A 26028-nucleotide genomic window follows, 5' to 3' on the forward strand; every position below is an offset into this window, starting at 1 on the left:
GGTCGGACCGAAGTGCGTCGAAGCGCGCGGGGACAGGCGAAGGCCCCGCCCGGAACCCGGACGGGGCCTTCGCTCGTACGTGTCCCTGACTACGCCAGCAGCGCCGGGATCGTCGCCTCGTGCGCCGTGCGCAGCTCGGCCAGGGGGAGGACGAACTCGCCCTGGACGTCGATCACCGCGGTCCCCTCGGACTCGGTGCCGTCGACGACGCCGATGCGGGTGACGGGCAGACCCCGGGCACCGCACATGTCGTTGAAGCGGAGCTCCTCCGAACGCGGGACGGCGACGACCGCGCGGCCCGCCGACTCCGAGAACAGGAAGGTGAACGCGTCGAGACCATCGGGCACGATCAGCCGCGCGCCCTTGCCGCCCTGCAACGCCGACTCGACCACGGCCTGGACCAGACCGCCGTCGGACAGGTCGTGCGCGGAGTCGACCATGCCGTCGCGGGAGGCCGAGATGAGGATCTCGGCGAGCAGCCGCTCGCGCTCCAGGTCGACCTTCGGCGGCAGACCGCCGAGGTGGTCGTGGACGACCTGCGACCAGGCCGAACCGCCGAACTCCTCGTGGGTGTCGCCGAGCAGGTAGAGGAGCTGGCCCTCTTCCTGGAAGGCGACCGGGGTGCGGCGGGCGACGTCGTCGATGACACCCAGCACGGCCACGACCGGAGTCGGGTGGATGGCGGCCTCGCCGGTCTGGTTGTACAGCGAGACGTTGCCGCCGGTCACCGGGGTGCCCAGCTGGAGGCAGCCGTCGGCGAGACCGCGGACCGCCTCGACGAACTGCCACATGACGGCCGGGTCCTCGGGCGAGCCGAAGTTCAGGCAGTCGGAGACGGCGAGCGGCTTGGCACCGGTCGTCGCGACGTTGCGGTAGGCCTCGGCGAGGGCCAGCTGCGCGCCCGTGTACGGGTCGAGCTTGGCGTAACGGCCGTTGCCGTCGGTCGCGATGGCGACGCCGAGCCCGGTCTCCTCGTCGATGCGGATCATGCCCGAGTCCTCGGGCTGGGCCAGCACCGTGTTGCCCTGCACGAAGTGGTCGTACTGGGAGGTGATCCAGGACTTGGAGGCCTGGTTCGGGGAGGAGACCAGCTTCAGGACCTGGTCCTTCAGCTCCTCGCCCGTCGCGGGGCGGGGCAGCTTGTTCGCGTCGTCGGCCTGGAGCGCGTCCTGCCAGGACGGGCGGGCGTAGGGGCGCTCGTAGACCGGGCCGTCGTGCGCGACGGTGCGCGGGTCGACGTCGACGATCTTGCCGCCGTGCCAGAAGATCTCCAGGCGGTCGCCGTCGGTGACCTCACCGATGACGGTGGCGATGACGTCCCACTTGTCGCAGATCTCCAGGAACCGGTCGACCTTCTCCGGCTCGACGACCGCGCACATGCGCTCCTGCGACTCGCTCATGAGGATCTCCTCGGGCGAGAGCGTGGAGTCGCGCAGCGGCACGTCGTCCAGGGTGACGCGCATGCCGCCGGAGCCGTTGGACGCCAGCTCGCTGGTGGCGCAGGACAGACCGGCCGCGCCGAGGTCCTGGATGCCGACGACGAGCTTCTCGGCGAAGGCCTCCAGGGTGCACTCGATGAGGAGCTTCTCCTGGAAGGGGTCGCCGACCTGGACGGCGGGACGCTTCGACGGCTTGGCGTCGTCGAAGGTCTCCGAGGCGAGGATCGACGCGCCGCCGATGCCGTCGCCGCCCGTGCGGGCCCCGTACAGGATGACCTTGTTGCCCGTGCCGGACGCCTTCGCGAGGTGGATGTCCTCGTGCCGCATGACGCCGATGGCACCGGCGTTGACCAGCGGGTTGCCCTGGTAGCAGGCGTCGAAGACGACCTCGCCGCCGATGTTCGGCAGGCCCAGGCAGTTGCCGTAGCCGCCGATGCCCGCGACGACGCCCGGCAGGACGCGCTTGGTGTCGGGGTGGTCGGCCGCGCCGAAGCGCAGCGGGTCGACGACCGCGACCGGGCGGGCGCCCATGGCGATGATGTCGCGGACGATGCCGCCGACGCCGGTGGCCGCGCCCTGGTAGGGCTCTACGTACGACGGGTGGTTGTGCGACTCGACCTTGAAGGTGACCGCGTAGCCCTGGCCGACGTCGACGACGCCGGCGTTCTCGCCGATGCCGACGAGGAGGGCGTCCGACTGCGGGGCCTTCTCACCGAACTGGCGGAGGTGGACCTTCGAGGACTTGTAGGAGCAGTGCTCGGACCACATGACGGAGTACATGGCGAGCTCGGCGCCGGTGGGCCGGCGGCCGAGGATCTCGACGACGCGCTCGTACTCGTCCTTCTTCAGGCCCAGTTCGGCCCAGGGCAGCTCGACGTCGGGGGTCGCGGCCGCGTTCTCGACCGTGTCCAGAGGCGTGCGGCTCATGCGTTGACCAGCTTCTTGAGGATCGAGGTGAAGAAGGGGAGGCCGTCGGTGCGGCCGGACCCGACGAGCGGCTCGACGGCGTGCTCCGGGTGCGGCATCAGGCCGACGACGTTGCCCGCCTCGTTCGTGATGCCGGCGATGTCCCGCAGCGAGCCGTTCGGGTTGACGTCCAGGTAACGGAACGCGACCCGTCCCTCCGCCTCGAGCATGTCGAGCGTGTGCTCGTCGGCGACGTACCGCCCGTCCATGTTCTTCAGCGGGATGTGGATCTCCTGGCCGGACTCGTAGTCGGCGGTCCAGGCGGTCTCCGCGTTCTCCACCCGCAGCTTCTGGTCGCGGCAGATGAAGTGGAGGTGGTTGTTGCCGAGCATCGCGCCGGGGAGGAGGTGCGCCTCGGTGAGGACCTGGAAGCCGTTGCAGATGCCGAGAACCGGCATTCCGGACTTCGCCTGCGCGATGACGGTCTCCATCACCGGCGAGAAACGCGAGATGGCGCCCGCCCGCAGATAGTCGCCGTACGAGAATCCGCCGGGCAGCACCACGGCGTCGACCTGCTTGAGGTCCTTGTCCTTGTGCCAGAGGGCTACGGGTTCGGCGCCCGCCAGCTTGATCGCGCGCTGCGTGTCGCGGTCGTCCAGGCTGCCGGGAAAGGTGACGACTCCAATACGAGCGGTCACTTTCCGGCCTCCGCGACTTCCTCGACCTTGACGGTGAAGTCCTCGATCACGGTGTTGGCGAGGAAGGATTCCGCCAGTTCATGGATGCGGGCGAGCGCGGCGTCGTCCACCGGTCCGTCCACTTCCAGTTCGAATCGCTTTCCCTGACGGACATCGGAGACACCTTCGAAACCGAGGCGCGGCAGTGCACGCTGCACCGCCTGGCCCTGGGGGTCGAGGATCTCCGGCTTGAGCATGACGTCGACTACGACGCGTGCCACTGGCACTCCCGGTGTGTGGTGCTGAGCAGGTCGCTTCAGACTACCCGCACGAAATTTCTACTCGCGTAGATTCGTAGAATCCTACGTGACCCCGATCACGATCCCGCATCGGAGCGGGGGCGTGGACGGAAAATCCTGGGAAAAACCGCAGAAGAGCGGCAGGGCCCGATTGCCTTCGGACACGCGCAAGGTTTTAGTCGGGCTTCACAATGCAATGCCGGGCACTGTACAAAGGAATTGGCAATAGCCGATACTTTGCTCGATAACAGCCGGACAGCCGACAACTCCCCGACAACTCCATGACGTCCGTGCACGTCATGGCCGTTGATCGCGGAGGTGTCGCACGAAGGGACCGATATTCGTGGCGCAGCGTGTCGTGGTCACTCTCTTTGACGACATCGACGGCTCGGAAGCGGCCGAGACGATCGCCTTCGGACTCGACGGCAAGTCGTACGAGATCGACCTCAATCCAGCCAATGCCAAGAAACTGCGTAAGGCGCTCGCGCCCTACCTGGACGCCGGCCGCAAGCAGTCGAAGTCCGGGAAGGCGTACACGCACACCGCGCTGACGCCCGACCCGGCCGCGGTCCGCGCCTGGGCCCGCTCCAACAAGCTGGACGTGCCGCCGCGAGGCCGGATCCCCAAGAAGGTCTACGAGGCGTTCGCCGAGTCGCACTGAGCCGGCACCTCGCGCGGGGTCCGCCGAAGGACCCCGCCGCCGGCCCTCCGGCGGACCCCCGGGAGAACCGACTTGCGCTGACCCCCCGCTGGTCAGCTAGAGTCTGGAGCACGCCGAGGGGCAAGGCCGGAAGGCCCGAACCCCGAGGAGTCTTGCGGGTGTAGTTCAGTAGCAGAACATCCCCCTTCCAGGGGGAAGGCGCAGTGTGCAATTCCTGTCACCCGCTCTGCATCCCTTACCGATCAGGTAGGGTGGTGCTCGCGCCGATCGGTGAAAGCCGGTCGGAGGCAATGCGGACGTAGCTCAGTTGGTAGAGCGCAACCTTGCCAAGGTTGAGGTCGCCAGTTCGAACCTGGTCGTCCGCTCAGCAAGGAAAGGCCCCGGTCAATCGACCGGGGCCTTTCTCGTGTTCGCCCCCGCCGGAGTCTCCGCCCGGCTCCGGCGTCCGCAGCCTCACCCACGGCCGCTCATCTCCTCTCGTCGCCCGCCTCATCCTCATCACCGCGCACTCGCGCGGAGATGACGTCTGACATTTGTCATGCGGAGTGATGACATCGCGCACTGCCGGGGGAGCCCGTACGCGGCGACGCTGACTTCATGGACGCGAACCAGCACGATGACGTGATCGAGGTCACCGATCTGCGGCGGGTGTACGGGGGTGAGGGAAGAGAATTCGAGGCGGTGCGCGGAGTCACCTTCTCCGTGGCCCGAGGTGAGCTCTTCGCCCTCCTCGGTACCAACGGCGCGGGAAAGACATCCACCGTCGAGTTGATCGAGGGTCTCGCCCCTCCGGACGGCGGGCGGGTGCGGGTCCTCGGGCACGATCCGTACGCGGACCGGGCGGCCGTGCGGCCCCGGATCGGCGTGATGCTTCAGGAAGGCGGCTTCCCCTCCGAGCTGACGGTCGCGGAGACCGTCCGCATGTGGGCGTCCTGCACCAGCGGCGCCCGGCCCACCGGAGAAGCACTGGACCTGGTCGGCCTCGCGCACCGGGCGGACGTCCGCGTGAAGCAGTTGTCCGGGGGCGAGAAGCGGCGCCTGGACCTGGCGCTCGCCCTCCTCGGCCGGCCCGAGGTCCTCTTCCTCGACGAACCCACGACCGGACTCGACGTGGAAGGCCGCCGGAACACCTGGGAATTGGTGCGCGAGCTGCGCGACGGCGGGACCACGGTCCTGCTGACCACGCACTATCTGGAAGAGGCGGAGATCCTCGCCGACCGGCTGGCGATCCTGCACGAAGGGCGGACAGCGGCCATCGGCACTCCGGCCGAGGTCACCGCCTCCCAGCCGTCGCACGTCTCGTTCGAACTGCCCGACGGCTGCTTTCCCGGCGATCTCCCCCCGCTGGCCGAGCTCGGCGTGAACAGCCATGAGACGACGGGCCGGTCGATCAGGCTGCGCACGAACGAACTGCAACGGACGGCCACCGCCCTGCTGGTGTGGGCCGAGCGGACACGGGTCGAGCTGCGGGGGCTCGACGTGCGATCGGCCTCCCTGGAGGAGGCGTTCCTGCGGATCTCCCGGGAGGCGACGGCGCACGGCGTCGCAGGGACACAGCCGACGGGTCCGCCGGGCGGGCGGGCGGTGGACCCGGGAGACAAGACGCGGGAGTCGGTCGCGCAGACGCGGGGAAGGGGGACGGCGGGATGAGCGGGACGACGATCCCGACCGGTGCCGGTGCCGGCAGGGGAGCGGGCACCGGTGCCGGCAGGGACGCGGGCGTCGGGGCCGGCAGCGGGACCACGGCCCTGCGACGGACGGCCGCGCTGGCCCGCGCCGAGCTGACCCTGCTGAGCCGCACCAAAGCGACACTGGCCGCGGCGTTGCTGGTCCCGCTGACCCTGCCGTTCACGCTCCGCTCGACCGTGGAGCAGATGGACCTGAAGGGCACCGGGCTCACCGTCGGCGCGATCCTGCTGCCCTCCTCCATCGGCTTCGCGCTCCTCTTCGCCGTCTACGGCTCCCTGGTGACCGTGTACGCGGCCCGCCGCGAGGAACTCGTCCTCAAGCGGCTGCGCACGGGGGAGCTGCGGGACGCGGAGATCCTCGCGGGCGCCGCCCTGCCCTCGGTGGCGACGGGTCTGGCCCAGTGCCTGGTCCTGACCGTCGCCTGCTGGGTGACGCTCGGGATCGGGGTGCCCGAGGCACCCCATCTCGTCCTGCTGGGACTGCTGTTGGGGTTCCTCACCTGGCCCGTGCTCGCGGCCGTCACAGCGAGCTTCAGCAAGAGCGTCGAGGGCGCCCAGATAGCGGCGGCGCCCCTGACGCTGGTGTCACTGGCCGGCTCCGGGACCTTCGTCCCCCTGGAGACGCTGCCCGACGGCGTGGCGTCGTTCTGTGAACTGCTGCCGCTCACCCCGGTGATCACTCTGATCCGCGGCGGCTGGACCGGGCAGCTCTCCGCCCACGACGCGACGGGCGCCCTCGTCACGGCGTTGGCCTGGACCGTGATCGCGGTGTTTGCTGTACGACGGTGGTTCCGCTGGGAGCCGCGGCGATGACCACGGACACGGGGGTGGGCATGACCGGACCGGCGGGCTGGTGGCGGGGCAAGAACACGCCGGCGAAGGTCGAGACGTACACACGGTGGTCGTTCCACTTCTTCACCGTGCTCGAGGCCGTCGCGATCGGTCTGCCCGTCTTCGGACAGGTGTCGCCGGCCCGGTCCTGGTCCCTCTTCCTGCTGGTGTGCGCGCATTCCGTGCTCTGCGGGGTGGCCGCCTCACGGGCGCTGGACTGGGCGCGCGGCACCAGGGAGCAGCCCCGGCGGACGCTGCTCACGCTGGTCGTGGGGACCGCCGTGATCGCCGTCCTGGGCGTCGTCCTCTCGGGCTCCCCGTGGCGCCCCGTGGACGACGGCGAGTTCCTGGTCGCCTCCTCTCTGTTCGTCGGTGTCACGTCGTTCGGCACCGGCACCCTCGCGCTCGGGACGCGTGACAAGCGCCGGATGGCGTACGCCGTGCTCGGTGCGGCGGTGGGCGGCGGCGCGGTCTCCCTCCCCCTCGGATTCTCCGGCCCCGCCGCGCTGATCACCGCCGTGCTGATCCTGCTCACCGCCGGTTTCCTGACCTTCACCGCGGCCTTCTCCGTCTGGCTGCTCAACGCCGTCTTCGAACTCGACGAGGCCCGCGAGACCCGCGCCCGGCTCGCCGTCGCCGAGGAGCGCCTGCGCTTCGGCCGCGATCTGCACGACGTGATGGGCCGCAACCTCGCGGTGATCGCCCTCAAGAGCGAGCTCGCCGTACAGCTGGCCCGGCGTGGGCGGAGCGAGGCCGTGGACCAGATGACCGAGGTGCAGCGGATAGCCCGCGAGTCCCAGCGCGAGGTGCGCGAGGTCGTACGGGGATACCGCGATGCCGACCTGACCACCGAACTGGCGGGAGCTCAGGGCGTGCTGACCGCGGCGGGCATCGAGTGCGCGATCACGGGCACCGCCACGGGGCTGCCCGCACCGGTGCAGTCCGCGCTCGGCTGGGTCGTCCGGGAGGCGACCACCAATGTGCTGCGGCACGGGGACCCCGGGAGGTGCGCGCTGTCCCTCCGGGTGAACGGGGAGCGGGTGACGCTCACCGTCGAGAACGACGGGGTTCCGGACGGAGCGGGCCAGACCCTCTCGCCAGCCGGGGGTTCCGGGCAGGGAAGGGGTTCCGGGCTGGCGGGCCTGCGGGAACGGCTGGGCGAGGTGGACGGGGTGCTGCGGGCCGGCGCGAGCGGCGGAGTCTTCCGGCTCACGGCGGAGATCCCGCTGCCGTGCTCCACGGCCGACGGGAGAGCGGCGGGCCCGGGGACAGGGGCCGGGGCCGGCCCGGGGACAGGGGCCGGCCCGGAGACGGGGACCGGGGCTGTTCCGAGGACAGAGGTCGGGGCCGGCCCGGAGGCAGAGGCCGGAGTCGATCCGGGGCGTGGTGGGGCGGCGCCATGGGTGTCTCCCTCGTCCGTTCCGCGTCAGGTGAGGGAGGCCACCTCATGATGTCCGTGTCGCCCGGCGCGGTCACGCCCCCCGTACGGCTGCTGCTCGCCGACGACGAACATCTGATCCGGGGTGCGCTGGCCGCGCTGCTCGGTCTGGAGGACGACCTGGTCGTCGTGGCAGAGGCGGCGACCGGACCGGAGGCCCTGGCGATGGCACGGGCGCACGTGCCCGATGTCGCCGTCCTGGACCTTCAGATGCCGGGAGCCGACGGCGTGAGCGTCGCCACATCCCTGCGGGCCGAACTGCCGGGCTGCCAGGTGCTGATCGTGACGAGTCACGGGCTGCCGGGACATCTGAAGCGGGCACTGGCGGCAGGGGTGCGCGGGTTCGTCCCCAAGACGGTCAGCGCACAGCGGCTCGCGGAGATCATCCGTACCGTCCACGCCGGAAACCGCTATGTGGATCCGGAGTTGGCCGCCGACGCGATCTCCGCCGGGGACTCGCCACTGACCGCGCGCGAGACCGAGGTGCTCGAATTCGCCGCCGACGGGGCCCCCGTGACGGAGATCGCGGAGCGGGCCGCGCTGTCCCAGGGGACCGTGCGGAACTACCTCTCGTCGGCCGCCGCGAAACTGGGGGCGGAGAATCGGCACGCCGCGGTGCGTCTCGCACGGGCGCGAGGTTGGGTATAGTGGCTCTCGCGCCACGGCGCATGCGGACGTAGCTCAGTTGGTAGAGCGCAACCTTGCCAAGGTTGAGGTCGCCAGTTCGAACCTGGTCGTCCGCTCAAGAAAGAAGAAGCCCCCGGCCTCAGGTCGGGGGCTTCTTCGTGTGCGTCCGCCGGGATGGAAGACCTTCGGGCAGCCGCCTCAGGGGCGGGAACCGGGGACGGGCGGGCGGGCCCCCGGGGGACCGCCGGACCGCGTGGCCGTGTCACCGCCGGGCGCGGAAGTCGGCCGGGCCCGGCGGCGGGGTCGGAGCGGCGGTCAGGACCAGCTGACGCCCGTCAGGCGCTCGTAGGCCTCGACGTACTTGGCCCGGGTGGCCTCCACCACGTGCTCGGGCAGCGCCGGCGGCGGCTGCTCGCTCTTGCGGTCCCAGCCGGACTCCGGCGAGGTCAGCCAGTCGCGGACGTACTGCTTGTCGAAGGACGGCTGCGCGTGACCCGGCTCCCAGGCGTCCGCCGGCCAGAAGCGCGAGGAGTCGGGGGTCAGCACCTCGTCGGCGAGGACGAGGGTCTCGCCCTCGTAGCCGAACTCGAACTTCGTGTCCGCGAGGATGATGCCGCGTTCACGGGCGATGTCGCGGGCCCGGCCGTAGATGGCGAGGGTCGCCTGACGCAGTTCGGCGGCCGTCTCGGCGCCGACCTGACGGGCGACCTCCTCGTAGGAGACGTTCTCGTCGTGCTCGCCGACGGCGGCCTTGGTGGCGGGGGTGAAGATCGGCGCGGGGAGTTCCGAGCCGTCGACCAGGCCCTCGGGGAGCGCGAGACCGCAGACCGTGCGGGACGCGTCGTACTCGACGAGTCCCGAGCCCGTCAGATAGCCGCGGGCGACGCACTCGACCGGGGCCATCCGAAGGGACTTGCAGATCAGGGTGCGGCCCGCCCAGTCGGCGGGGGCGCCCGGCGGGAGCTCCGTGCTCAGCACGTGGTTGGGCGCCAACTCGGAGAGCTGGTCGAACCACCACAGGGAGAGCTGGGTGAGAGTGCGGCCCTTGTCGGGGATCTCCGTGGGGAGAACCCAGTCGTAGGCGGAGATGCGGTCGCTGGCGACCATCACGAGGTCGCCCGCCTCGTTCTGGTACAGATCGCGCACCTTGCCGGTGTGCAGATGTACCAGACCCGGCACCTGAAGCGGCTCGGGCTTTTCGACGAATCCGGACACGGTGCCTCCCCGTGGTTCTGTCCAAGTGCCTCGATTCTCCCGTACCGGACGACCGGGTTCGGACAGGGGGCGCGCGCGAGGCACGCCGAGCGGGTGCGGGAGCGGGGATGGGCGCGGGCGACACGAGCACGGCGCGGCCGCGGACACGGCTGTGCCCGCGGTGCGAGGAGCTCCGGCGGGGCGCGTGGGCGGGCACCCTCAGCCGGGCCCCGGTCGCGCCTCAGCCGGGCCCCGGTCGCGCGTCGGCCACGTCCGAGGCGCGTCAGCCGCTCTCGGCGTGTTGAGCGATACGGCGTGTTCGGCGGTGCTCAGTGGTGCTTGCAGATGCGGTCGAGGAGGTTGGCGGTCGCGCGCTGGATCCGGTGGTCCACGTGGCCGGGGCGATCGAGGGCCGGGGACCAGGCGAACGTTCCGGACGCGAAGACCAGGGCGCCGGACGGGGCCCGGTAGAGCGAGGTCTCCTGATGGCGGACGGTGCCCTCGGCGTCCGGGTACGGGGAGTGCGCGAGCAGGATCCGGCCCTGGTGCTCCGGCAGTGGGGTGCGCGGGAAGTAACGGTCCGCCTCACCGGCGACCATGCCCGCCACCTCGTCGCCCTCGCTCGCGCCGGTCGCCTCCCACAGCCAGTGGTCGGCGTTGCGGATGATCAAGGGATGCGGCTCGGGGACGCGTCCCGCGTACTGGATGCCGATGAGCTGCTGCTCCGGACGGTCGATCTCGCGCCACAGGGCCGGCCTGCCCGGGCCGCGGCGCTTCCGGCAGGTCAGCAGCCGGTCGGCGACGCCCGACGGGGACGGGCCCAACTCCACCTGCCAGTACATGGTGTTGGCGGAGAGGAAGACGAGCGAGGTGCCGTGCTCGCGGGCGAGTTCCGTCGTGCGGCGCATCTGCGGCGACCAGTACTCGTCGTGGCCCGGGAAGACCAGGCCGCGGTAGCGGGTGGGGTCGACGCGGCCGGCGTGCAGGTCGCGGGCGTCGGCGTAGGCGAGGTCGTAGCCGTAACGCTCCGCCCAGCGGATGAAGTCGTAGGCGTGCCCCACGTGCAGGGGCAGGCCGGCACCCGCGTACGGGCGGTCGAAGGAGACGGTCGTCGCGGCGTCGGCCTCGCCGAGCAGGCGGCCCTTCTCGTCCCAGGCGTGGTAGAGGCTGGCGCCGGTGCGGCCGTCCTCCGGATACAGGTTGTACGCCTGCCAGGTGATGTCCGGGAGCAGCAGGAGCAGGTCGGCCGTCTGGTGGTTGCGGACGGTGAACGGGACGTGGGAGCGGTAGCCGTCGACGGTGGTCAGGACGGCGACGTAGGCGCCGACGTTCCAGTACGACGGGATCTGGAGGCGCCAGGACAGCCACCAGTGGTGGCAGGAGACGGTCCGGTCGGCGGCGAGCGGCTGCGGCTGGACGATGCCGGAGAGGCGGGGACTCGTGGTGATCTTGCTGGCGCCGTCGCCGCCGTAGTGGCCGATGCGGTAGATGTCGACGCTGAACTCCTGCGGCGGGTCGACCGTCACGTGGAAGTCGATGGACTCGCCGGGAGCGGCGGCCCCCGTGGTGGTGAAGCCCTTGATCTGCCGGTGGACGTCGTCCGCGGAGCGGGGGCCCACCGTGCCGGAGCGCGCGCGGGTGCCGGAGTTGGCGCGCGGCGCCGGGATCCTGGAGGCGTCGGCCGCCGACCTGGGCGGCTGGGCCGCGTCGGAGTCCAGGTACCAGGGGACGACGTGGCCGGTGTCGTCGAAGTAGGTCTCGCTGCCGCGCAGCCAGGGAACGGGACCCTGACCGAAGGGGTCCGTGACGGCGTGCGCGAGTGCTCCCGACTCCCAGCGGCGGATCTGCTCAGACCCCATGCCTGCTCCCCTCCCTGGTGCCCCCGTCGGTAAGCCCTTGCCCGTGCGCGATCGGTCCCAGCACATCACATTACGCACGCACTCCGTCACCGTTCGTCGCGAATTGACGTGAGTGGAACGGCTGCCTCCGACCGGGCCGGGGTGACCGCGGACCTCTCCATCGGAGGGGCGTCAGACCAGGCGGACCGGTTTCTCCGGACGAACGCCCAGGTGGCGGAGCCAGTCCCGCAGGGGCGCGGGGTCCCCGGTCTCTATCAGGGTGAGCACCCGGGGGCCGAGGTCGCCGGCTCGTTCACCGCCGACGAGGAGGGACGGGCCGTCGAGCCAGTCGAGCCCGGGGGCGGCTCCGGCGGTGTCCATCGCGGCGCAGCAGACCATCGCCGTGACATGGTCGGCCAGCAGTTCGCGACCGCTCCGGGGTGGTTGGAGGGGGAACAGCGGAAGCATCCCGTCCCCCCAGAGTGCCTGTTCGGGTCCTCCCTGCTCGGCGCCGCCGGCGAGCGCGTGCGACACCGGGGCGGACGCCTCCTCCCGGGCCACTTCCGCGGTGAGTCCGGCCGCGAGGGCCGCCGACCGCTCATTGCCCACGGAGAGTTCCGGGTCGTCGGTCTCGGCGATGCCCATCTCCCCGTAGGCCTCCGTGCGGTGCTCGGCGAGGACGGCGTCCGGTCGGGCCGGGGCCGGGGCGGGCCCGGTCTCCGCCGGCGCGGACAGATGGTCCATCACCCGGGCCAGCGTCGGGCCGTCCGCCTCGGGGAGCGCGGGGTCGGCGGGGTGCCGGACGCCGAGCGAGTCAAGGACGCGGTGGAGACGGGCCGCGTCGGTCCGCCACTTACGGTCGACCACCTCGTCGGGATAGTCCTGCCAGTCGACCGGCGCCCAGTCGGGACCGGGCTCGGCGGGACCGCCGTGGAAGAGCCGGGCGGCGAGCAGCGAGGCCGCCTCGTCCACGGTGCCGGGCTCTTCGAGGAGATCGCAGGCGGGGCGTTCACCGAGACGGGAGGTGAAGCCCTCGGCCAGGCGGTCGCGGCGGGACAGCTCGGTCAGCGCGGCGACCACGCCCACGTCCAGCCGGGAGGGCCAGCGGCCCATCCGCCAGGCGGGCAGCGCGACGCGGGTCAGCAGGCGGTCCCAGCCCGCGTACGCCAGACCCACCTGTTCCTGGGCGACGATCCGCACGCCGTAGTCCACCGCCTGGGCGCGCTCGGCGGCGGCCACCGCCACACCGCGCTCCATCTCGGCGGCATGGTCCCGACAGCTGCGCAGCAGGACACGGGTCACCCAGCCTGCACCGGCCAGGACCGTGCGGGACAGCGGTCCCCGGCCGGGTGCCGAGGTCACGGCCACAGCCGCGTCCAGCCCCCGTACGAACCGGCGGGCCGCGGCTATGTCCGGGTGCGCGGAGGGGCCCGTACCGGCGACCACCGGGGCGAGGACGGCCCGCAGCTCACCGACCCTCATCCACCACATGAAGGGGGAACCGATGACGAGGACGGGGGAGACGGGGACCCGGCCGGCGCGGTTCGCCAGCCCGGGGACCCCACGGCCTCCGGCCAGAGCGGCCCGCCCGTCGTCCCTGCCGTCCGGTTCGTCACGGCCGCCCGGCGAGGATCCGCCGTGCGCCCGGTGGGACCGGTCCTCCAGCCAGCTGTCGCAGTCCGGAGTGAGGGCTATCGCCGAGGGGGCCGGTACGTCGAGCCGGTCCGCCAGGTCGCGGACCATCCGGTAGAGATCGGGGGCCGACTCCTCGGAGATCGGGACCGTGGGGCTCATCGCCGGCCGGGCCCTGGCCACGACGAGCGCGATGCCAGCCGCCGCGAGGAGGACGAGAACGGCGAGGACCGTCACGATCCAGCGCGCGGTCCCCCACGGCTCACCGGTGATGCGGCCGGTGGAGCCGCCGACGAGCAGCACGACCGCCACGGCCGCTGGCACCAGGGCGACGGCCAGCGCCCTGCTGCGGACGCGCAGCACAGCGAGAGCCCGGGAGCGCGCGGCCTGCGCGCCCACCTCCACACCCATACCGGTCACGACCGGATGTCACCCCCTATTGTCCGCCTCGCTCCGGCCTTTCCACTGCCGGTGCCGACGGAAACCCTGGCGTTGGTCACTCCCCCACTGTGGCACCCGCCGCCGACATCGCAATGCCGGTGGGCCAAGTGCCGGAATGCTTTCGCCGCACCCTAGTTGTGGCCCCGCCCCTCGTCAGCCGGATACGGCATCGGTCACTCGATCGAATGGCTCTGGGGAAAGGTGAATGGCGGTGAGCCAGGATCAGCCCCTCGGTTCCGTGGGCGATTCCGCAGGTGGAAGCGGTCGGAGGGGACACGGCAGGGCCCCGGATTCCGTACGGAATCCGGGGCCCTGTGATGCTATGGGGATCCGCGGCTACGCCTCCGCCGCCGCCTTGGCCGCGATGTCCGTACGGTGCTGCGAACCGTCGAGACCGATCCGGGCGACCGCCGCGTAGGCGCGCTCCCGGGCTTCGGTGAGTCCCGAACCGATCGCGGTGACGGACAGGACCCGGCCGCCGGCGCTCACCACGGCTCCGCCGTCCAGCCGGGTTCCGGCGTGCAGGACGTAGGCGTGCGGGGCGTCCTCGGCGGCCACGTCGTCGAGCCCGGTGATCGGGTCGCCGGTGCGCGGGGTGTCCGGGTAGTTGTGCGAGGCCACGACCACGGTGACCGCCGCGTCCTCGCTCCAGCGCAGCGGCTCCAGGTCGGCGAGGGTGCCGTTCGCGGACGCCAGCAGGACACCCGCGAGCGGGGTCTTCAGCCGGGCGAGGACGACCTGCGTCTCGGGGTCGCCGAAGCGGGCGTTGAACTCGATGACCCGGACACCGCGACCGGTGATCGCCAGACCGGCGTACAGAAGTCCGGAGAACGGTGTGCCGCGGCGGCGCAGTTCGTCGACGGTCGGCTGGAGGACGGTCTCCATGACCTCCTCGACGAGCTTCGGGTCGGCCCAGGGCAGCGGCGAGTAGGCGCCCATGCCGCCGGTGTTCGGCCCCTCGTCGCCGTCCAGCGCGCGCTTGAAGTCCTGGGCGGGCTGGAGCGGGACGACGGTCGTGCCGTCGGTGATCGCGAAGAGGGAGACCTCGGGGCCGTCGAGGAACTCCTCGATGACGACGCGGTCGCAGGCGCCTGCGTGCGCGCGCGCCGCGTCGAGGTCGTCGGTCACGACGACGCCCTTGCCGGCCGCCAGTCCGTCGTCCTTCACGACGTACGGCGCCCCGAACGCGTCGAGGGCCTCCTCGACCTCCTCCGGCGTCGCGCAGACGTACGAGCGTGCCGTGGGGACGCCGGCACCCGCCATCACGTCCTTCGCGAACGCCTTGGAGCCCTCCAGCCGCGCGGCTTCCCCGGAGGGGCCGAAGCAGGGGACGCCGGCCGCGCGCACGGCGTCGGCGACACCGGCGACCAGCGGGGCCTCGGGGCCCACGACCACCAGCTCGGCGCCGAGCTCCGTGGCCAGCGCGGCCACGGCGGAGCCGTCGAGGGCGTCGACCGGACGCAACTCCGCCACCTCCGCGATCCCGGCGTTACCGGGAGCGCAGTACAGGGCGGTGACGTCGGGGTCGAGGGACAGGGAGCGGCACAGGGCGTGTTCGCGGGCGCCACCGCCGATGACAAGGACCTTCACGGGGCTCAGCCTAGCCGCCGCGCGAGGGCGCCCTTTGTGCGGGCTTCCGAAGCGGGCGGGGCGCGGCGGCGGTGCGATCCTCCAAAAAGGGCCGGCCCGACGCCTCGGGAGGCGGCGCCGAAGGGTGATGGTGGGACGCGGTCACCCGACGGGCCTGCGGCCGCGACCCGGATCACGGCAGCGCTGGGAGGGCGGTGGCGTCCTGGGGCGGGCAGGCCCGACCCTCACTCGTTCGAGAACTCCTCCATCACCGTCGCGCCGAGTTCACGGACGATCAGTTCGTGTCCCGAGAGGGCCGACTCGTCCAGGTCGGGGTCGTCGTCCTCCGGGGTGTCGTCCTCGGGGGCGACCGGCGGCGGCTCGTGCGAGGGCCGCGCCGACGCGGGCGCGGCCATGCCGTGCGCCTGGGCGTGGCCCCCGGCGGGGCCGGACTGGGCGGCCGGGGGCGGTGCGGCCGGGCCGGACGACTGCTGGGGCGCGGGCCGCTGGCCGGCGGGAGCCCCGCCGTAACCGCCGGCACCGGCACCACCGGCGCCACCACCTCCGTAGCCACCGCCTCCGCCTCCGCCGAACCCGCCGCCCGCCGGAGCGGCCGGCGGCGCGGAGCCGCCGGAGGCGTCCACGACCGCCTCGACCTTCCACTGCACGTTGAACTGTTCCGCGAGCGCCTGCCGCAGCACGTCCTCGCTGCCGCTGCTCGCGAAGTTGTCCCGCGCTCCGGCGTTGACGAAGCCGATCTGCAGGGTCGTTCCGTCGAAGGCCGTGACCTGCGCGTTCTGGCTGAGCAGGATCCAGGTGAACCGGCGGCGGTTCTTCACCGCCTCCAGGATGTTCGGCCACAGCGCGCGGGGGTCGACGCCACCCGCGGCCTGGGGCGCGAACGACGCCTGCGGCACACCGTGAGCGGCGGCGGCAGGGGCCGGCGCGGAGGCCGGCGCGGAGACCGGAGCGGCGGAGGGCGGCGGAGCCTGCCCGCCGCCCGCGGGCGCCGCCGTGGGCCAGCCTCCGGGGCGACGACCGCTGCCGGCGGCCGTCGCGGTGGGCCAGGCGCCGGGCGCGCCCCCGGCGGGAGCGCCGGCCGGGGCCGCGGGCTGTTCGGGCGCCACGGGCGCGCCCGTCGGAGCCGGGGGAGTCACGGATGCCGCGGGCGCGAGGGGGGCGGCGGGCGCGGGCGGCCCGGGGGGCGCGGCCTGCATCGCTCCGGCACCCCCTTGCGCCACTGCCCCCTGCCCCGGTCCCTGACCCGTCGTCCCCCGGGCCGCGGCACGGGCCGCCGCGGGGCCGGACCCGGCAGGAACCGCCGGGCCGCCCTGCGGGACCGGCGCCGGGCCGTGCGCCTCGGGTCCCGGGACGTACCCCATGGCGGGCGCCGCCGCACCGCCGGAGAAGTTCACCCCGCGCTCGATCCGGTCGAGCCTGGCCATGAGGGACCGCTCGTCCCCGTAGGCGGCGGGCAGCAGGACGCGGGCGCAGATGAGCTCGAGCTGCAGGCGCGGAGAGGTGGCTCCGCGCATCTCCGTCAGCCCGTCGTTGACCAGGTCGGCCGCCCGGCTCAGCTCGGCGGCGCCGAAGACGCCGGCCTGGGCCTGCATGCGCTCGACGACCTCGACCGGAGCATCGATGAGCCCCTTCTCCACGGCGTCCGGGACGGCCGCCAGGATCACCAGGTCGCGCAACCGCTCCAGCAGGTCGGCGACGAACCGCCGCGGGTCGTTACCGCCCTCGATGACGGTGTCCACCACTTCGAAGGCGGCGGCGCCGTCCCCCGCCGCGAACGCCTCCACGACGGCGTCGAGCAGCGAACCGTCCGTGTACCCGAGCAGGGAGGTCGCCATGGCGTACGTCACACCGGCGTCCGCCGCGCCCGCGAGCAGCTGGTCCATCACGGACATGGAGTCACGCACGGAGCCCGCGCCCGCCCGCACGACCAGGGGGAGCACGCCCTCCTCGACGGGAATCCCCTCCTGCCCGCAGACCTCGCCCAAGTAGGTGCGCAGGGTTCCCGGCGGCACCAGCCGGAACGGGTAGTGGTGGGTCCGCGACCGGATCGTCCCGATGACCTTCTCGGGCTCGGTCGTGGCGAAGATGAACTTGAGGTGCTCCGGAGGTTCCTCGACGACCTTCAGCAGCGCGTTGAAGCCGGCCGGCGTGACCATGTGGGCCTCGTCGATGATGTAGATCTTGTACCGGCTGCTCGCGGGCCCGAAGAAGGCCTTTTCCCGCAGGTCACGGGCGTCGTCCACACCACCGTGCGAAGCCGCGTCGATCTCGATGACGTCGATGGAGCCGCGGCCGTTGCGCGCGAGGTCCTGACAGGACTGGCACTCCCCGCAGGGCGTCGGCGTGGGCCCCTGCTCGCAGTTCAGGCAGCGGGCCAGGATGCGCGCGCTCGTGGTCTTTCCGCATCCGCGCGGACCGCTGAACAGGTACGCGTGATTGACCCGGTTGTTCCGCAGCGCCTGCTGCAACGGGTCGGTGACATGCTCCTGCCCGATGACCTCGGCGAACGACTCCGGGCGATAGCGGCGGTACAGCGCGAGAGACGACACGTCTACGAGGTTATAGGCGCCCGCTGACAACAAGGACCGTCCCGGGCGCATCCCGGGCGCGACCCCGGCGGCATGCGGTCCCCCGCCCGCCTGGCGGCCGTCCGGGAACGCAAGCGCCCCCCACGCACCCGCCAGAGCCAACCTACCCTTGCTGCCTTCCGGCCCTGGGGGAGTTCAGTCAGATAGCGCCACGTGAGGGGCTCCGCAAAGAGTACAGGATCCTGGAGGGAGGAACGAGTTCGCGAGCACTCCTCAACGTCTTGTATTGTTTGCCCCGGAGGATTCGCCTAGTGGCCTAGGGCGCACGCTTGGAAAGCGTGTTGGGGGCAACCCCTCACGAGTTCGAATCTCGTATCCTCCGCCAGTGCCTCACCGGGCACGATGTCGAAGGGCCCCACCGTTCGCGGTGGGGCCCTTCTTCGTGTGCGGTCGCGGTTCTCCTCGGCCCGCCCGGACTCGACGGGGTTCTTCCCGGTCCTGACCTGCAGGTCCGGGAAGAACCCCGCGCGTGGCCCTGCCGGTCTCAGTCGACCTTCACGGTCTTCGAGACGGTGATCTGGTCGATGTCGGTGGTGCGGATCGTGACCTTCATCGTCCAGGTGCCGGCCACCGGAAGGGTCAGGCCGTCGGACGTCCAGTAGCCGCCCTTGTCGGTGATCTCCGCGTCGATCGGGCCGAGGTCCTGCGATTCCAGGGTGAAGGTGAGGCGCAGTTCGGGGACGGTCGCCAGGCCGCCGTCGGGGCCGATGATCACTGCCTGCACCGAGTTCTCGCCCACCCGGCCCGGCGCCAGCTCGACCTGCACCTTGCCGTGCCCGCCGGGGGTGCCGACGTCGAAGGGCACCACGACCGCCGACGCGGCCGGCCGGTTCGTGGCCGCGACGGCGGCGGCGGTCTCCGTGGCGGCGCGGCCCGGCTGCGTCCCGGTCAGCATCGTCGTGACCACCAGCACCAGGATGCCGACGGTGACCTCGGCGAGCACCGAACGGCGCAGGCCCCGGTGGTACGCGGAGCCGTCCGGGCCGTCGGCCGGCCCGTCTCCCCCGGCGTCCCGCCGACCGTCCGTCCGCCCGGCCGCCGGCTCCCGTTCGGGGGCGTCCTCCTGTCCGCCGCCCGAGTCGGTGCCGGTCCCGGTGCCGGTGTCCTCGGCGGTGGCCGCGACGGCCGTGGTCTCGGCGTCCGCTTCCGCCGGGGCGCCGACCGTCACCGCGATCGCCGCCCGCTCGGCCGGAACGGTGACCGAGGTCTCCGGCACCGCGAGGCGGGCCGTCCACCGGCGCGAGTACGCGGCTCCCACCAGCAGCAGCGCCACCGCGCCGAGCTTGACGACCAGGAGCCTGCCGTACGACGTCGAGGTCAGGGCGTCCCAGGAGCCGAGGCCGCGCCAGGACTGGTAGACCCCGGTGACCGCGAGGACGGCGACCGAGGTGAGGGCGAGCCGGGAGAAGCGGGTGACGACGGCCGGGGAGACCGGCTCGGCCGGACGGTGCAGGGCCGCCAGCAAGGCGGCCAGGCCGCCGAACCACACCGCCATGGCGAGCAGGTGCAGGACGGAGGAGACCATCGCCACCGGGACCTGGATCCCGGCGGAGGCGTGTTCGGCCGCGGCCCAGGTGACCGCGAGGCCCAGTGAGAGCAGTCCGCCGAGCACGAGGACACCGCGGGGCTCGCGGTCCCGTACCGGCGCCCGCAGGGGCAGGAAGGCGGCCACGGCGAGCAACGCGAGCCGCGCGACCAGCACGATGCCGGGGCGGCCCGCCAGGGTGTCGCTCAGGACCGCCGGGTCGACGGCGTCGCCCAGGCCGGTGCCGCGCTCGTAGGGGCCGCGCAGCAGGAGCAGCGCGAGCGTGGAGCCGAGCAGGGTCCACCAGCCGGTCACCAGCAGGCGCCGGACGGAGCCCGGGAAGCCGCAGGCCAGGACGAACGTCGCCGCGCCGATGAGCAGGGCGAGACCGCTGTACGCGGCGTAGCGGGCGATGTCGTAGAGGGCGGTGGAGGCGGGGTTCCCGCCGGTGGAGGGCACGGGCGGGGCGGTCGGCGAGGGTTTGCCGATGGAGAAGGTGAAGGCACCGGAGATCGGGTGGCTGTCCGCCGAGACGACCCGCCAGGCCACGGTGAACGTGCCGGTTCCCAGGCCGCGCGGCAGGGTGACCCGGGCGGTGTCGGAGCGGCCGTCGGCGTGGCTCACCTCACCGGTGTGGACGCGCCGGTTCTCCGGGGTGAGCACGCGGAGGGAGTCGTCGAGCAGGCCGACGGACTCGCTGAACGTCACGGTCACCTGGCGCGGCGCCGACTTCAGCACGCTGCCGTCCCCGGGGTCGGAGCTCGTCAGCGCGGCGTGGGCGGACGCGCCGCCCGCACCGCCGAAGAGCACCAGCGCCAGGACGCCGCCCAGCAGGGCCAGGGCCCGGACGCCGCGCCACCGTCGGTCTCGCTGCCCGCTCTCGTTCACACGCCGTCTCCGTATTCGCATGTCCAGAGTCTCGGTCACGTACGAATACGTACGAACGGGGGCCGGGTCCTGCTCACCCGGAAGTTCGCGAACCCTCCTCGAAGGCCTCTCGGGTGAGGAAGGCGAGCAGAGCGCGCTTCTCGGGCAGTCGGACCTCGGGCAGGTCGATCTCGGGGAGCACGATCTCCCCCGCGGGAACGAAGCCCTGGCCGGTCAGACGGGCGATGGCCTTGGCGTTGCGGGCGTCGGGTTCGACCACCGCCCGCTGCCGGCCGAGGCCCGTCAGGGCGTACGACAGGAACGCGGCCAGCAGCGTGGACGACCAGCCCGGCCGCCCTCCGCCCCCGGGGGCCGGGGGTCCGATCAGCAGATGGACGCCGATGTCGCCGGGCCGCACCTCGTAGCACTCGGCGACCCGGTCGGCCCCGGGCTCGTACGTCTGGAAGAGCGCGACCGGTACGCCGTCCCCGACCATGAGGAAGGCGTGGTGGGTGTCGAGCGAGTCGAGGTGCAGGTAGGTCTCCAGCACCTGCTCCTTCGAGAACCCGGTCATGCCCCAGTACGCGGCGCGCTCCTCGGTGACCCAGCCGTGCAGGACGTCGAGGTCGGCGCGCGGGTCGACGGGCAGCACCCGGAGCGTGCCGAAACCGTCGACCGTCCGCTCGTGCACGGCCTCGCGGGAACCGTCGTACGTCTCGGCCGTCTTCGCTTCAGTCGTCATCGCTCTCCTTGGTCAGCGTGTTCCAGTCGGTGGTCACCGGGGCGAGAACTCCCTTCGTCCACAAGGGGAGTTGATCACGGTGGTGGGCCGTGCCGGGAACGCCGTCGGCGCCGAAGGGGACCACCCAGAGGCTGTCGTCCCGGTCGGCGAGGTCCCAGACGTAGCGGGCCGCGGATCCACGCGCGCTCAGGTCGGTCAGTCCGGGCACCGACGACGTGCTCAGGACGCAGTCGTTGTCGCCGGACAGGGCCGGTTCGTCGTACGCGGTGCCGGTGAGCGCCCGCCAGGGGGCGAGACGATGCGTGTCGCCCCAGGTGCCCGACGGGGGCCGGGCGGCCACCTCCTCGACCGACGCGCGCAGGAGCTCGTCGCGGTCGATGCCGAACAACTCCCTTTCCGTCAGCAGGTTCTCGAGGGCGAAGGCGACGCGCGGGACGAGCGCGAGCCAGGGCAGGAAGACGTCGGGACGGGCGGGCGGGTCCGCCAGCACGGCGAGGGCCGGCTCGGCCGCGAGCCGGCGTACGAGCGCGCCGCGCACCCGCGCGTACTCCGCCGCCAGGGCGCTGTCGGCGTCCATGCGCCGGTCCCAGCGCGCGAGCCGGTCCCGGAGGGCGGCCGCGGGGCCGGACAGTTCCAGTGCGGCGAGCCGGTCCAGCAGGGCGGCGGCCGAGCCGACGTGGGTGTCCATGTGGACGGCCGGCATGTCCCCCGCCGACCAGTTCTCCCCGGCGTCGAGCAACCGCCGGATGCGGGCCGCCCGGTGGCGTGGCGCGAACTCGACGCCGAGCGGGGCCGCGGGGCCGCGCTGGTTCGCCATCACGGCGAGGCCGTCCTCCACGGGGCCGTACGGCATCTCGTGCCAGCCGGTCCACTCGTGCCCGGGCTCCCAGGCGGGCACGACCCGGGTGCGGTTGGCCGGGTCCCGGACCGGGACCCGGCCCGCGACGCGGTGCAGCAGTCCACCCTCGGTGTCGGCGGCCTGCACGACGTTCACCGGCTCCGCCCAGGCGTCGAACGCCCGGTCCACGTCGGCGACCCGGCGGGCCCGCAGCAGCGGGAGGAGCGCGCCGAACCCGAGGTCCCTCGTCACGCGGGGCGGGTAGCGCAGGCTGACGGTCTCCTCGGCGCCGACGCCCCCGATCACCACGGGCCCGCGTGCCGTCTCGATCACCTCGACCCCGACGGGTTCGCTTCCGGCCACCTCCACGCGCTCCACGTGCCGCGCGGCGGCCCGCCAGACGCCGTCGGGGTCGAGGGCCTCGACGGCCCCGCCCTCGACGTGGCGCAGCCGCTCCCGGTAGAGGTCCTGGTAGTCGGCCATCGCGTTGGTGATCGCCCAGGCGACGGTCCCGGTGTGGGCGAAGTGCGCGATGCCGGGGACGCCGGGGACGGCGATGCCGACGACGTCGAACTCCGGGCAGGAGAGGCGGATCTGCTGGTAGACGCCGGGGTCCTCGATGAAGCGGTGCGGATCGCCGGCCACCAACGCCTGTCCCGTGGCGGTGCGTTCGCCGCTCACCAGCCAACCGTTGCTCCCGGCCGTGCCGGGGCCGTCCATGGCGAACAGACCGACCGCGTCGGCGCCGAGCCGTCGTACGACCTCCTCGCGCCACAGCTTGGCGGGGAACCCGGCGAACAGGATGTGCGTACCGAGCCAGACCCCCAGCGGGCTCCAGGGCTCCCAGCGCCCGGGAACGAGCCCGGCGGCCGCGAACTCGGGCGCCCGGGCCGCCCCTTCGGCCAGCCCGTCGTTGACCCCGTCGACGTACGCGACGATCCACGCGGCGGTCTCCGGGTCCGATTCCGTCAGGGCCTCGAAGCAGCGCCGTGCGGTGTCGTCGAGCCGGGCCTGCCGCGCGAACCGGTCCCAGCCGATGGCCTCCGCGCCGAGGAACGCGGCGGAGGTGCCCTGCGAGCGGTGCCGTTCGACCTCCAGCTGCCAGGCCCGGTCGTGGGCGGTGACCCGGCCCTGGGCGTGGGCGAGTTCGCGTGCGTCGGCGGCGCGCAGGTGCGGGATGCCCCAGGTGTCACGGTAGATTTCGGCGGTCACGGTCCATCCCCATTCTTGTCAGGTTAGGCTAACCTAATTAACGTCTGGGTGATCGTACGGGGGTGAGATCCCGCGGGACCCGGGCGGTCACGGCCGCACGTCCCGCCCCCGCACGCGAGAGCATCGGCGCGTGGACCCCCACTCTTCGCCTCGCCCAGCAGCCCGAGGCCGGCGAACTGCCGGGCCGCAGCCCGCCGGCGGCCCTGGTCGGCATGCCGCTGGACCAGCCGGTGCCCATGGAGTGGGCCTTCGCCGGGGCCTGGGACCCGGGGGACATGGAACCCGGCGTCCCCTCCCCGGCGCGGACGCCGGTCCCACGACCCTTCTTCGCCCTCGCCGCCCCTGCCCGTCCCGTACCCGGGGCCCCGCCCCGGACCCCGCTCCGCAAACGCCGGAGGGGCTAAATCCTGGCTCCCCGGCCGGGATCCGGCGGAGGAGCTGAATGTGGGCCCCCGGCCGGGATCCGGCGGAGGGGGTCGTGCCGCCGGGCCCCTACGCCAACAGGGCGGATCTTTCCGCCGGGAGTGAGCCGTCCGCCCGAGGTGGGGACATGACGCTCATGAGCCGCGCCCCGCGCCACCCGCACCCCCGTCCGGGGGGAAGCCGGTGGCTCCGGATCCTCGTGGTGCTCGTCGTCGCCCTGCTCGCGACAGGCCCGCACCCGGGGGCGTTCACCGCGTCGGCCGTCACCGGCACCACCGGGGCCGCCGAGCACGACGTGCTCGACACCGCCCTGCGCCCACCGCCCCGCCAGGAGCACCGCCCCCTCGCCCCGCGGCGTCCCACCCCTGGAATCCCGGGCCGGCTACCCGGCCTCGGGCGCCCACCGGCGTCACCCGTCCCCGCGACCCCGTCCGTCGCACCCGACCTTTCCGCACTGCGCTGCGTGGTCCTGCGCTGCTGACAGACCCGGCCGACCCGCCCCCGGGCGCACCGGCCCACGGCCATTCGTCAGCGAACACCGGACACAAGGAACAGGACACACGCATGCCCGGCGACCCCTACGCGGTCCTCCGCGCCCTCCTGCGCGCGGAGGCCGCGCGCGACCACACCCCCGAACCGAACCCCCGCCCCGAACCCCGCCCCGTCCCCCGCCCCGATCCGGACGAACCGTTCCGCGGCACGCCTCCGGAATCCCCGCGCGCCTGACCCCGCGGAGCGGACGGCGAACGCCGGCAGGCGGCCGACGGGGGACAGCCGGCCGCGGACAGGCGACAGCACGAGGGCGGCCGTCCCACCAGGGGCGGCCGCCCGCTCGCGGACTCTCCCGCTACCGCCGCTTCCGGGCCGTCCCGAAGAGCGACCGGGTGATCTCCCGCCCGATCTGCGTACCCACCGACCGGGCCAGGGACTTGAACATCCCGCTGTCGACGACCCGCTCGACGACGGAAGGCTCCTCCTTCGGCCGGCTCCGCCCCCCGGAGCGCTCGGCCTCCGGCGCGTCCCGCCCGTCCTTCGGCCGTGCGGTGGCCGAGGACGGCGGGGGACCGGCGTCCGGTGCGTCGTCGGACCGAGCGGCCGTCAACCTCTCGTACGCCGATGTCCGGTCCACCTCCCGCGCGTACCGCCCGTACAGCTCGGAGGCCTTCACCGCCCGGTCGAGCGCGTCCGCGTCCACCGGCCCCATCAGGGACCGCGGAGCCCGCAGCCGGGTCGCCGCGACCGGCGTCGGAGCGCCCCTCTCGCTCAGCACGGTGACGACGGCCTCACCCGTGCCGAGGCCGGTGAGGACCTCTTCGAGGTCGTACGGGGAGTCGGGGAACGTCTTCACCGTGGCCTTCAGCGCCTTCTGGTCGTCCGGGGTGAAGGCGCGCAACGCGTGCTGCACGCGGTTGCCGAGCTGGCCGAGGACATCCGCGGGGACGTCCTTCGGCGTCTGCGTCACGAAGAAGACGCCGACTCCTTTCGAGCGAATGAGCCGCACGGTCTGCGTGATCGAGTCCAGGAACGCCTTCGACGCGTCCTGGAAGAGCAGATGGGCCTCGTCGAAGAAGAAGACGAGCTTCGGCCGGTCGGCGTCACCGACCTCCGGAAGGTCGTGGAAGAGGTCGGCGAGCAGCCACATCAGGAACGTCGAGAAGAGCTGGGGCCGGTCCTGCACGGCGGGCAGTTCGAGGAGCGACACCACTCCCCGTCCGTCCGGCGCCGTACGCGTCAGTTCACTCGTGTCGAACTCCGGCTCCCCGAAGAAGGGGCTCATGCCCTGTGCCTCGAAGGCCGTGAGGGAACGCAGGATGACCCCGGCCGTGGCGGTGGACAGCCCGCCGATCCCCTTGAGTTCCCGCTTGCCCTCGTCCGAGGTCAGAAAGGCGACGACCGCGCGCAGGTCCTTGAGGTCGACGAGTTCCAGGCCCTTCCCGTCGGCGTAGTGGAAGATCAGGCCGAGCGACTGCTCCTGGGTCCGGTTGAGCTGGAGCACCTTGGACAGCAGCACCGGCCCGAAGCCGGTGACCGTGGCCCGTACGGGAATGCCGTGGCCGAGGCCGCCGAGCGCGTAGAACTCCGCGGGGCACCCGCCCGGTGTCCACTCCTGGCCGACCTCCCGGGCCCGCTCCCGGACCTTCGGGCCGGGCTCGCCCGGCGCCGAGATCCCGGAGACGTCACCCTTGATGTCGGCGAGGAAGACGGGGACGCCCTGCGCCGAGAGCTGTTCGGCGATCAACTGGAGCGTCTTGGTCTTTCCGGTGCCCGTGGCGCCCGCGACCAGGCCGTGCCGGTTGAGCATCGGCAACGGGATCCGGATCCGCGCGTCGGGCAGGCACGCCCCGTCCCAGAGCAAGGCGCCCAGGTCGAGAGCGGGACCCTCGAAGGCGTAGCCGGAGGCGATCTCCAAGGCTTCCCGCGGGAGCGAAGGAGTGGGGGCCGTCACCTCGGAAGCGGTCCCCGCGGGAGCCGACGGCACGGTCTCACTGTCACTCATGTCGGACCCCTGTTCCCGTTTTGCAAGGAATTACGGCATCTTTTCCAGCGTCGCACTGCGTCGCCATGGATGCGC

At 72.7% G+C, this 26028-nt stretch carries 19 protein-coding genes, 4 tRNA genes, 1 other RNA gene and 1 pseudogene; 12 read left to right on the forward strand and 13 right to left on the reverse strand.

Annotated elements, in window-relative coordinates:
- Window positions 1-89 precede the first annotated feature (89 nt).
- From purL to purS, 3 genes are read right to left on the reverse strand one after another with little or no spacing between them, the layout of a single operon-like run.
- Complete coding sequence (gene purL, locus ACFYW7_RS11150; protein ID WP_389500528.1) at window positions 90-2366, reverse strand: phosphoribosylformylglycinamidine synthase subunit PurL; 2277 nt, start codon at window positions 2364-2366, stop codon at window positions 90-92.
- A complete protein-coding gene (gene purQ, locus ACFYW7_RS11155; RefSeq protein WP_389500530.1) occupies window positions 2363-3043 on the reverse strand; it encodes a phosphoribosylformylglycinamidine synthase subunit PurQ in 681 nt (226 codons plus the stop codon). The genes purL and purQ overlap by 4 nt, the downstream gene beginning before the upstream one ends.
- Entirely contained in the window at window positions 3040-3303 is a 264-nt protein-coding gene (gene purS, locus ACFYW7_RS11160) for a phosphoribosylformylglycinamidine synthase subunit PurS (protein ID WP_005482678.1), read from the reverse strand. The genes purQ and purS overlap by 4 nt, the downstream gene beginning before the upstream one ends.
- A 361-nt stretch (window positions 3304-3664) precedes the next feature.
- Between purS and ACFYW7_RS11165 the strand changes: the two genes are divergently transcribed.
- The 8 genes from ACFYW7_RS11165 (at window position 3665) to ACFYW7_RS11200 (ending at window position 8682) form a co-directional block, all read left to right on the forward strand.
- Window positions 3665-3982 (forward strand): Lsr2 family protein, encoded by a 318-nt coding sequence (locus ACFYW7_RS11165; protein WP_389500532.1) that lies wholly within the window; start codon window positions 3665-3667, stop codon window positions 3980-3982.
- 154 nt (window positions 3983-4136) lie between these two features.
- Window positions 4137-4208, forward strand: a tRNA-Gly gene (locus ACFYW7_RS11170).
- A gap of 66 nt (window positions 4209-4274) precedes the next feature.
- Window positions 4275-4347, forward strand: a tRNA-Gly gene (locus ACFYW7_RS11175).
- Between the two features lie 232 nt (window positions 4348-4579).
- On the forward strand, window positions 4580-5632 hold the full coding sequence (locus ACFYW7_RS11180; protein WP_389500534.1) for an ABC transporter ATP-binding protein: 1053 nt from the start codon (window positions 4580-4582) through the stop codon (window positions 5630-5632).
- Entirely contained in the window at window positions 5629-6483 is an 855-nt protein-coding gene (locus ACFYW7_RS11185) for an ABC transporter permease (protein WP_389500537.1), read from the forward strand. The genes ACFYW7_RS11180 and ACFYW7_RS11185 overlap by 4 nt, the downstream gene beginning before the upstream one ends.
- A gap of 20 nt (window positions 6484-6503) precedes the next feature.
- The gene (locus ACFYW7_RS11190) at window positions 6504-7952 is read left to right on the forward strand and encodes a sensor histidine kinase (RefSeq protein ID WP_389501607.1); all 1449 of its coding nucleotides are present in this window, start codon (window positions 6504-6506) and stop codon (window positions 7950-7952) included.
- On the forward strand, window positions 7952-8587 hold the full coding sequence (locus ACFYW7_RS11195; protein ID WP_389501608.1) for a response regulator: 636 nt from the start codon (window positions 7952-7954) through the stop codon (window positions 8585-8587). The genes ACFYW7_RS11190 and ACFYW7_RS11195 overlap by 1 nt, the downstream gene beginning before the upstream one ends.
- 22 nt (window positions 8588-8609) lie before the next feature.
- A tRNA-Gly gene (locus tag ACFYW7_RS11200) sits at window positions 8610-8682 on the forward strand.
- A 199-nt stretch (window positions 8683-8881) separates the two neighbouring features.
- On the opposite strand, the gene ACFYW7_RS11205 is transcribed toward ACFYW7_RS11200, so the two are convergent.
- The 6 genes from ACFYW7_RS11205 to ffs form a co-directional block, all read right to left on the reverse strand.
- Window positions 8882-9781, reverse strand: a complete 900-nt coding sequence (locus tag ACFYW7_RS11205) for a phosphoribosylaminoimidazolesuccinocarboxamide synthase (RefSeq protein ID WP_389500539.1) — start codon at window positions 9779-9781, stop codon at window positions 8882-8884.
- Window positions 9782-10089: 308 nt separating this feature from the next.
- Window positions 10090-11619, reverse strand: coding sequence for a N,N-dimethylformamidase beta subunit family domain-containing protein (locus ACFYW7_RS11210; RefSeq protein ID WP_389500541.1), 1530 nt, complete (start codon window positions 11617-11619; stop codon window positions 10090-10092).
- Window positions 11620-11790: 171 nt separating this feature from the next.
- Complete coding sequence (locus ACFYW7_RS11215) at window positions 11791-13641, reverse strand: hypothetical protein (RefSeq protein WP_389501610.1); 1851 nt, start codon at window positions 13639-13641, stop codon at window positions 11791-11793.
- 366 nt (window positions 13642-14007) lie between these two features.
- On the reverse strand, window positions 14008-15261 hold the full coding sequence (purD, locus tag ACFYW7_RS11220; RefSeq protein WP_389500543.1) for a phosphoribosylamine--glycine ligase: 1254 nt from the start codon (window positions 15259-15261) through the stop codon (window positions 14008-14010).
- A 224-nt stretch (window positions 15262-15485) separates the two neighbouring features.
- Entirely contained in the window at window positions 15486-17810 is a 2325-nt protein-coding gene (locus tag ACFYW7_RS11225) for a DNA polymerase III subunit gamma and tau (protein ID WP_389500545.1), read from the reverse strand.
- A gap of 106 nt (window positions 17811-17916) precedes the next feature.
- Window positions 17917-18015: signal recognition particle sRNA small type (gene ffs / locus ACFYW7_RS11230), an RNA gene on the reverse strand.
- A gap of 71 nt (window positions 18016-18086) precedes the next feature.
- Here ffs and ACFYW7_RS11235 point away from each other — a divergent pair.
- A tRNA-Ser gene (locus ACFYW7_RS11235) sits at window positions 18087-18174 on the forward strand.
- A 159-nt stretch (window positions 18175-18333) separates the two neighbouring features.
- Here ACFYW7_RS11235 and ACFYW7_RS11240 read toward each other — a convergent pair.
- Genes ACFYW7_RS11240 through ACFYW7_RS11250 form a run of 3 tightly spaced genes read right to left on the reverse strand, consistent with a single transcriptional unit; the run spans window position 18334 to window position 23033 of the window.
- On the reverse strand, window positions 18334-20283 hold the full coding sequence (locus ACFYW7_RS11240) for a copper resistance CopC/CopD family protein (RefSeq protein WP_389500547.1): 1950 nt from the start codon (window positions 20281-20283) through the stop codon (window positions 18334-18336).
- Window positions 20284-20335: 52 nt separating this feature from the next.
- A complete protein-coding gene (locus ACFYW7_RS11245) occupies window positions 20336-20983 on the reverse strand; it encodes a GNAT family N-acetyltransferase (RefSeq protein ID WP_389500549.1) in 648 nt (215 codons plus the stop codon).
- Entirely contained in the window at window positions 20973-23033 is a 2061-nt protein-coding gene (locus ACFYW7_RS11250) for a penicillin acylase family protein (RefSeq protein ID WP_389500551.1), read from the reverse strand. Before ACFYW7_RS11250 ends, ACFYW7_RS11245 begins: the two co-directional genes overlap by 11 nt.
- A 122-nt stretch (window positions 23034-23155) precedes the next feature.
- Here ACFYW7_RS11250 and ACFYW7_RS11255 point away from each other — a divergent pair.
- From ACFYW7_RS11255 to ACFYW7_RS11265, 3 genes and pseudogenes are all read left to right on the forward strand, one after another.
- A pseudogene (locus ACFYW7_RS11255) lies at window positions 23156-23296 on the forward strand (Fe-S cluster assembly protein HesB); the annotation flags it as partial.
- 287 nt (window positions 23297-23583) lie between these two features.
- The gene (locus tag ACFYW7_RS11260) at window positions 23584-23937 is read left to right on the forward strand and encodes a hypothetical protein (protein WP_389500553.1); all 354 of its coding nucleotides are present in this window, start codon (window positions 23584-23586) and stop codon (window positions 23935-23937) included.
- Window positions 23938-24020: 83 nt separating this feature from the next.
- Window positions 24021-24182, forward strand: a complete 162-nt coding sequence (locus tag ACFYW7_RS11265; protein WP_389500555.1) for a hypothetical protein — start codon at window positions 24021-24023, stop codon at window positions 24180-24182.
- A 121-nt stretch (window positions 24183-24303) separates the two neighbouring features.
- Here the strand turns inward: ACFYW7_RS11265 and ACFYW7_RS11270 are convergent, their stop codons facing one another.
- Window positions 24304-25953, reverse strand: coding sequence for a helicase HerA-like domain-containing protein (locus ACFYW7_RS11270; protein WP_389500557.1), 1650 nt, complete (start codon window positions 25951-25953; stop codon window positions 24304-24306).
- Between the last annotated feature and the right edge of the window lie 75 nt (window positions 25954-26028).

The sequence above is a fragment of the Streptomyces sp. NPDC002580 genome, assembly GCF_042889485.1.
In the GTDB taxonomy this organism is placed as follows: Bacteria; Actinomycetota; Actinomycetes; order Streptomycetales; family Streptomycetaceae; genus Streptomyces.

Excerpts from the sequence above, each read along its gene's own strand:
- ACFYW7_RS11185 (WP_389500537.1), top strand. The coding sequence starts at position 5,629 with ATGAGCGGGACGACGATCCCGACCGGTGCCGGTGCCGGCAGGGGAGCG.
- ACFYW7_RS11240 (WP_389500547.1), bottom strand. The coding sequence starts at position 20,283 with ATGCGAATACGGAGACGGCGTGTGAACGAGAGCGGGCAGCGAGACCGA.
- ACFYW7_RS11215 (WP_389501610.1), bottom strand. The coding sequence starts at position 13,641 with ATGGGTGTGGAGGTGGGCGCGCAGGCCGCGCGCTCCCGGGCTCTCGCT.
- ACFYW7_RS11210 (WP_389500541.1), bottom strand. The coding sequence starts at position 11,619 with ATGGGGTCTGAGCAGATCCGCCGCTGGGAGTCGGGAGCACTCGCGCAC.
- ACFYW7_RS11190 (WP_389501607.1), top strand. The coding sequence starts at position 6,504 with ATGACCGGACCGGCGGGCTGGTGGCGGGGCAAGAACACGCCGGCGAAG.
- ACFYW7_RS11195 (WP_389501608.1), top strand. The coding sequence starts at position 7,952 with ATGTCCGTGTCGCCCGGCGCGGTCACGCCCCCCGTACGGCTGCTGCTC.
- ACFYW7_RS11180 (WP_389500534.1), top strand. The coding sequence starts at position 4,580 with ATGGACGCGAACCAGCACGATGACGTGATCGAGGTCACCGATCTGCGG.
- ACFYW7_RS11265 (WP_389500555.1), top strand. The coding sequence starts at position 24,021 with ATGCCCGGCGACCCCTACGCGGTCCTCCGCGCCCTCCTGCGCGCGGAG.
- ACFYW7_RS11270 (WP_389500557.1), bottom strand. The coding sequence starts at position 25,953 with ATGAGTGACAGTGAGACCGTGCCGTCGGCTCCCGCGGGGACCGCTTCC.
- ACFYW7_RS11245 (WP_389500549.1), bottom strand. The coding sequence starts at position 20,983 with ATGACGACTGAAGCGAAGACGGCCGAGACGTACGACGGTTCCCGCGAG.
- ACFYW7_RS11260 (WP_389500553.1), top strand. The coding sequence starts at position 23,584 with ATGACGCTCATGAGCCGCGCCCCGCGCCACCCGCACCCCCGTCCGGGG.
- purL (WP_389500528.1), bottom strand. The coding sequence starts at position 2,366 with ATGAGCCGCACGCCTCTGGACACGGTCGAGAACGCGGCCGCGACCCCC.